Raw genomic sequence first — 6,494 nt, forward strand, 5'->3', positions numbered from 1 at the left:
GAAAACTGAAAATGATCAGTTTCTTTGCGAAGAAGGCTAGGGGATTGATGGTGCGTTATATTTTGGACACCAATGCACAAACCCTTGACGATTTAAAAGGATTCAATTACGAAGGTTATCATTTTGACGCCAATTTGTCCAAAGGAAATAATTTGGTTTTTACGCGATAGGTTTTAGAAGGCAGATTGCAGAATTTAGATTTGAGTTTGTCGATGCACTTTGTGGGCACGGATTGCAAATCCGCGCTATCAGGGTTTTGAATTAAATTATTGTTATTTCAAATTCTCACAAATACAAACTATTTCCAAATTAAGCACTTGCCAAATCAATTGTAGTAAGTGTATGCCGTTCGGTTTTATTTTTGCAATAGTTTTTCAATTTTTAGGAGCATTTCTTTTGCATTTTGGTTTGTTGGACCTAGTTCTAACGATTTTAAATAATCACTCTTTGATAACAGATATTCTTTGTTATTAAAATAGGCTTCACCACGACTATCGTATACATTTGCTGAATTTGGAAACTCATTTACATTTAGCTCAAAAATTTTAATTGCTGATTCTATTTTTGCATCTCTTAGAAATTCATAGCCAAGTTGATTTAGTTCGCTTTCATCAGAAAAATTATAATCAGCAGTGTTGTTTTTTTTGAGGTTTTTGTAGAGTTCAATTCCTTTATCAATATTCTTTTGAGATTCTTTCCTTATGGTTAAGGCAATAGATTCTTTTTTAGATTCTAATGGGTAGTTTTTCCAATTATTCAAACTTGCAATGCTTGAAACTATTTCATTATTTATCATCGGCATTCTGCCATTTGTCATCACAACTATACCGTTTCCGCCTTCAAAATCACCTGTGTAATAGCAAACGAAACCTTCATTTCCGCCACTATGACCAAAGTATTTCGTGCCTTTAAAATCATTTACGAATACTCCGAAATTATTGTCCACTCTTTTTACAGACATTTCTTTAGACAATATTTTATTTGATTTCCCTAATAATGATAATTGAGTTTCAATGATATATTTTGCTAAATCTGTTGGATTAGTCCATAAACCAGCCGCCGCTTTTTCTGGATAAATATGGTACTTTCCTTCAACTTCTTTGTCTATATTATAACCTGTGGCGAGTAAAATTTCTTTCTCTTTGGCAGCAGGCTGATTAAAGGAACTGTTGTTCATTCCCAATTGGGGCAAAACATTTTTCATCATATACTCTTCGTATTTTTCTCCTGTTGTGTTTTCAAGAATTAATTGGGTAATCGTAGTTCCGCCTCCCGAATATTGAAATTTTAGACTTGGTTCAAATATAGACCGAACAGCATTTGAATTGGAAGGTTTTACCCCGTTAAGAGTTTCTATTGTGGTTGGTAATTTTGTTCCTTTTTCATAACCTGCAAAGCCGCCGATTGATAAACCAGCCGTGTGATTTAATAAATTTGCAATTGAAATTTTTTTTCCTTTTGAAATTGAATCGTATGGAAATTTCCAATCTTTTAAATAATTATTGATATCATTATCTAAACCCAATTTACCTTCTTCAACTAGTTTTAAAATAGCAAGACTATTGATGGACTTACTTATCGAAGCTGCTTGAAAAAGTGTTTGAGGAGTTGCTAATTTCTTTTTGGAAAGGTCTGCATAACCATAGGCTTTTACCCATTCTACTTTGTAATCCTTAATTACTGCAATGCTGACTGCATTAACTTCATAAAAAGCCATTCTTTCTTTTAAGGACCATTTTTTACTTTTTGATTTATCCCAGTGATTTAGATTATTTTCAAATGTTTTTATTTTATCGTTTACATCTTGTGAAAAGCTGTTAAAAGATAAAAGCAGTAGAAGAATTATATTTAATTTTTTCATGTTTTTTACTGTGAAGAATTAGTATTTATTTTCTTAGCGATTCTGCCATGCTTTGATTAAAGATCTATTTATTTAGGATTATCATAAAATATCGGAACATAAAAATTGCGGTCAACCACCAGTTCAGCTTTGTCCATTTTTATTTGATCTTTCTGCCAATCAGTTTTAGGGTAAATCCATTTTTCCTCTCCGTTTAACTTTATTTTTAATGGCATGTCAAAGCCTGCTATGGAATTAGTCCATCGGTAAGAAAGAAGGTTATTGGCGAAAGAATATTCAAAGACAGGAATTTGTGTTGTTCTCAGGTATTGATCCCAAAAGTTTTTTAAGTTTAGCCCTGATTTTTCTGTTATGTAATCTTCGATCTGTTTGGTTGTTACTGTCTGATGATAAAATTGTATGTTCAGTCCCCTGAGTATTTGTCTCCATTTCTCATCGTCGTTTACAAGTTGTCGCAACATATGTAAAATAGCAGCCCCTTTGTAGTAATTATCTCCGGTATATGCTAGATCGTTCACCTCATAATGACCAATCATAGTTTTTTCATTTTTTATAAATCTTCTGAGTGCAATTTGATATTCATCTCCCGCTTCTTTTCCGTAATGGTATTCAACGTAAAGACCTTCTGCATAGGAGGTGAAAGATTCATGTATCCAGATATCAGCAATATCTCTGAAAGTAATATTACAAGCAAACCATTCATGAGCAGACTCATGTATAATGAGATCGTCGAATTTTTTCCCCCAGCCTGTTTGAGTTTTATCTTTTCCGAGATGTCCATTTTTGTATCCGTTTCCGTAAGCCGTTGCGCTTTGATGTTCCATGCCTATATAAGGGACTTCAACCAGTTTATAACTATCTTCATAAAACGGATAGGGGCCAAACCAATGCTCAAAGGCTTTTAGCATCATAGGCACCTGCTTAAAATGTTCTTTCGCCTTCGAAAGATTTTGTTTCAATACATAATAATTACAATTCAATGGGCCTTTTTCACCATTATAGATCTCAGAAAAATTGGCATAGTTGGCTATGTTAAAGTTTACTCCATAATTATTAATTGGATTTTTTACAAACCAGTGATAGGTAGTGGTATTGTTTTTCTTCTGCTCTGTTTTGATCAATCTACCATTGGCTACCGCCATGAGACCTTTACGAACATTGATACTGAATTTCAAGCTATCCACTTCGTCATACATATGGTCTTTGCAAGGCCACCACTGACTTGATCCTGCACCCCAGCTTATACTTGAAACGAAGGGATTATCAAGGCTGTCTTTTTTCCATACCAGTCCAGAGTCCCAAGGTGGTTTTGGTGCTATTTTTGGCTTCCCACCATATTGAACGATAATTTCATTGGATGTTCCGGGTACTTGTTTTTTTTGTAATTCAATATAATAAGCGTTTCCATCTCTAGTGTACTTTAGTTCTTTTCCTTCCTGGGTAACTTTGGAAATGTCCATTGGAGGCTGAAGATCAATCTGGATTATTTGATTTGGCTTCAATACTTTGTACTTAATGGTATTTGATCCCTGAACGGTTTGTTTGTCAATATCAACTGCTATGTCAAGATGATAATAGGATAGGTCCCACCATACTCTTTCATTAGTGATAGTGCCTCTTAAAGAGTCTTGTCTTGTGAAAGTCTGTGCATGACTTACAGTACACATTAAGCAGGCTAATATTGAAAAACTAAATACTCTCATAATTTTAAATTTATTTAAATTTATTTGTACAAATGTGATATACAACAAAGGCTTGGACTTAAGTCTGGCATCACTTGAATTGTGATTTCAGAATGACTGTGAGTCATTAGCTGATGGTGAAAAGAATTGTATGCAATATTCTGGTCCAAAAGGCTATTAGCAGCAGGTTTTAATTTTTCACTCTTTTATCACAGGCAATTCAATATAAGTTGCATATTGATTATTGAAATAAATAGTATGAGTTGCTTTTATATAATCGCTCTCATTTGCTTCAAAAATATTTGGAACATATTTTTGTGGATTGCGATCAATAATTGGAAACCAAGTACTTTGTATCTGAATCATCATTTGATGTCCTTTTAAAAAAGTATGATTGATATCGTGTAAATCAATAAGGAATTCTTCTATTTTACCTGGTTCAAGAGGAGAAGGATTTTCAAAACTTTTGCGAAAACGTCCTCTAATAACTTCCATTGCTATCGGTAATTGATAGCCACTCATCTTTAAGTCTGTATGATCAATGGCAGGATAAACATCAATTAGCTTTACTACAAAATCGGCATCAGAGGCAGTAGTTGATGCAAAGAGATGAGCAATAACTTTTCCGGTAACTGTAATATTTTGTTTTAGGCTGTCCATCACAAAACTTACTACATCAGGTCTAGTAGACACAAAACGTTGATCTGCAACATGCCAAGAATTCCAACGGCTTCCTTCTCCATAAGTAGCTTCAATGGGTAAAGTACGGTAAGGTATTGGGCTGGCAGGATCACTCACATAACTTATAGAACCATCTGCTGAAAAAGGTTTTGTAAAGCTGGTTTTATGATTAGCATTGGCATATAATTTTTTTAATTCCGCTTTTTTGGGTGGCCATGATTCATAAGTCTTCCAAGTATTGCTGCCTGTTTGGAAACAATTGGCTTCAGAAAAATTCCCTTTTCCAATATCTTTCAGCCAATAATCAAACCATTGTTTTTCAAATGTATGAAACCAAGCTGCGGTGTTACTGCCAAATTTTATTTCACCAAGACTATCTCCTTTTTTACGTTCCCATCCGCCATGGTTCCATGGTCCGAGGCAAATAAAGTTGCGGTTCAAATTATCTTTTTTTTCTAAATGCTGATACATAATCTGAGGACCATTTAAATCTTCTTGATCAAAATAACCGCCTACATGCATAATTGGAATCTGTGGAGTGTTAATGTAAGTAAGTGTAGATGCTTTTGCCCAAAATTCATCATGGTTTGGATGTTTTATGAAATCGTTCCATGCCGGCAGTTTTCCTTTAAAATATTTCTCATTCACATTTTTCAAGGAGCCCAATTGCAAATACCAATTGTAGAGGTCATATTGTGGAAAAGGGAAATCACTATTAGATAATTTATCATTTTCAACCATATAACTGTATTCAAAACCATAGCTTAAACGGAATGCTCCATTGTGATGAAAATCATCTCCCAAAAACATATCTGCAGGAGATGCTTGAGGAGAGCTTGCTTTTAGTGCTGGATGTGGGTCTACTGCAGCATCAAGTGCTAGATACCCTGGATAAGATACACCATGAATACCCGCTTTACCATTATTATTTGCAATGTTTTTCACTAGCCAATCTACAGTATCATAAGCATCAGTACTCTCATCTGTTTTTGTTTTGTCAATGAGATGATAGAGTGGGCGAGTCATTTCAAAAGTACCTTCGCTTTTGAATTTTCCACGTATATCTTGGAATACGAAAATATAACCATCACGAGCATATTCATCTAAAGATCCCATTTTGTTTACAGGAATGGTTTCGCCTTCTGCTAAAGGAAAGTCAGAGCCATAAGGTGTTCTTTCCAGTAAGAAAGGGTTTGGTTTTATCTGCTGTGATGGCGAAAGTATTACTGTAAAAAGTTTTACGCCATCACGCATAGGAATCATATAGGTCTTTTTAGTATAAGAAGTTATGGAATCCGTTTGTGAATAAACATTGCTTAACAATAAGCCAAAAAACAAAAAATAAAGGAATCTTTTTTTCATGATAAAATTATTAATGTTAAATACTTTAAAAGTTAATTTTCGATTTCTATAGAAATTGCAGGTAACTGGTTTATTTGTGATACAAACCTTCGTATATACATTTTTACTTGGGGAGATTGGTAAAAGTTTGTTTCTTTTAACTTTATTTCAAATATAGAAAATAATAGTCACAAACTTACAAAGCATAAATTTTGTTTATTTCAACTGCTTTTGTGTTCCGCTCAGTAAAATAGAGCATCCGAAGAAAAAAGAATGCCCTGATGTGAGCTTCGGACTCCCTGATACGGTCTTCGGAGTGCTTGATACAAGCTTCGGACTCTCTGTTACAGTCTTCGGAATGCTTGATGCGACCTTCTAAAAGTCTGATACCATCTTCGGAATCCCAATTATCCCCTTCTGATAAGTTAGTGTCTCCTTCGGATAGGTTTTTACGAGATTTCAGATTTTAGAAATGAAAAAAGCTCCGAATCTCACTATTTATTAGTGAAATTCGGAGCTCATTATTTTTTTTAAAAATCTTGGCAAAAAAGCGAAATCTCTCTCTTTAGCCCCGATAGCAGTGGAAATCCCACGCTTTTGGGGCGTGGATTGTAACGGATAGCGGGACCCATGCTGGCTGAAAATGCCTAATCTTTCCGCTTCTAATTATTAGCAAACTCAATTCTAAATTCTGCAAACTGCAATCTAAAACCTAATGCATCGCCTCGGCAGGATCTATTTTGTTTTTTCCTTTTTTGATCAAAAGAATAAAAGGAATGCACAGTAAGAATAAGATTCCGAGATACATAAAGATATCCATAAATGAGAGTACAGAACTTTGAGCCATTACTTTCATTTCGATTACTTTATAGGCTTTGGACAAAGCTTCATTGGCAGAATATCCTTTGGCCATAAAACCCATTTGCAGT

At 34.4% G+C, this 6,494-nt stretch carries 4 protein-coding genes and 1 pseudogene; 1 reads left to right on the forward strand and 4 read right to left on the reverse strand.

The features are described 5' to 3' along the window. Positions 1-170, forward strand: a 170-nt coding sequence (gene yaaA, locus VFS71_RS17280; RefSeq protein WP_326402843.1) for a peroxide stress protein YaaA, incomplete at its 5' end; no start/stop codon positions are given. Positions 171-355: 185 nt separating this feature from the next. Here yaaA and VFS71_RS17285 read toward each other — a convergent pair. The 4 genes and pseudogenes from VFS71_RS17285 to VFS71_RS17300 all read right to left on the reverse strand — a co-directional run. After that, complete coding sequence (locus VFS71_RS17285) at positions 356-1,861, reverse strand: serine hydrolase (protein WP_326402840.1); 1,506 nt, start codon at positions 1,859-1,861, stop codon at positions 356-358. Positions 1,862-1,929: 68 nt separating this feature from the next. Further along, positions 1,930-3,564 carry a M1 family metallopeptidase gene (locus VFS71_RS17290; protein ID WP_326402841.1) on the reverse strand — a complete coding sequence of 545 codons (1,635 nt, stop codon included), beginning with the start codon at positions 3,562-3,564 and terminating at the stop codon, positions 1,930-1,932. Positions 3,565-3,741: 177 nt separating this feature from the next. Then, entirely contained in the window at positions 3,742-5,586 is a 1,845-nt protein-coding gene (locus VFS71_RS17295) for a CocE/NonD family hydrolase (protein ID WP_326402842.1), read from the reverse strand. A 691-nt stretch (positions 5,587-6,277) separates the two neighbouring features. Next, positions 6,278-6,494: pseudogene (locus VFS71_RS17300) on the reverse strand (MFS transporter); the annotation flags it as partial.

Origin of the sequence: Flavobacterium sp. (assembly GCF_035760125.1) — a bacterium.
Lineage (GTDB): Bacteria > Bacteroidota > Bacteroidia > Flavobacteriales > Flavobacteriaceae > Flavobacterium.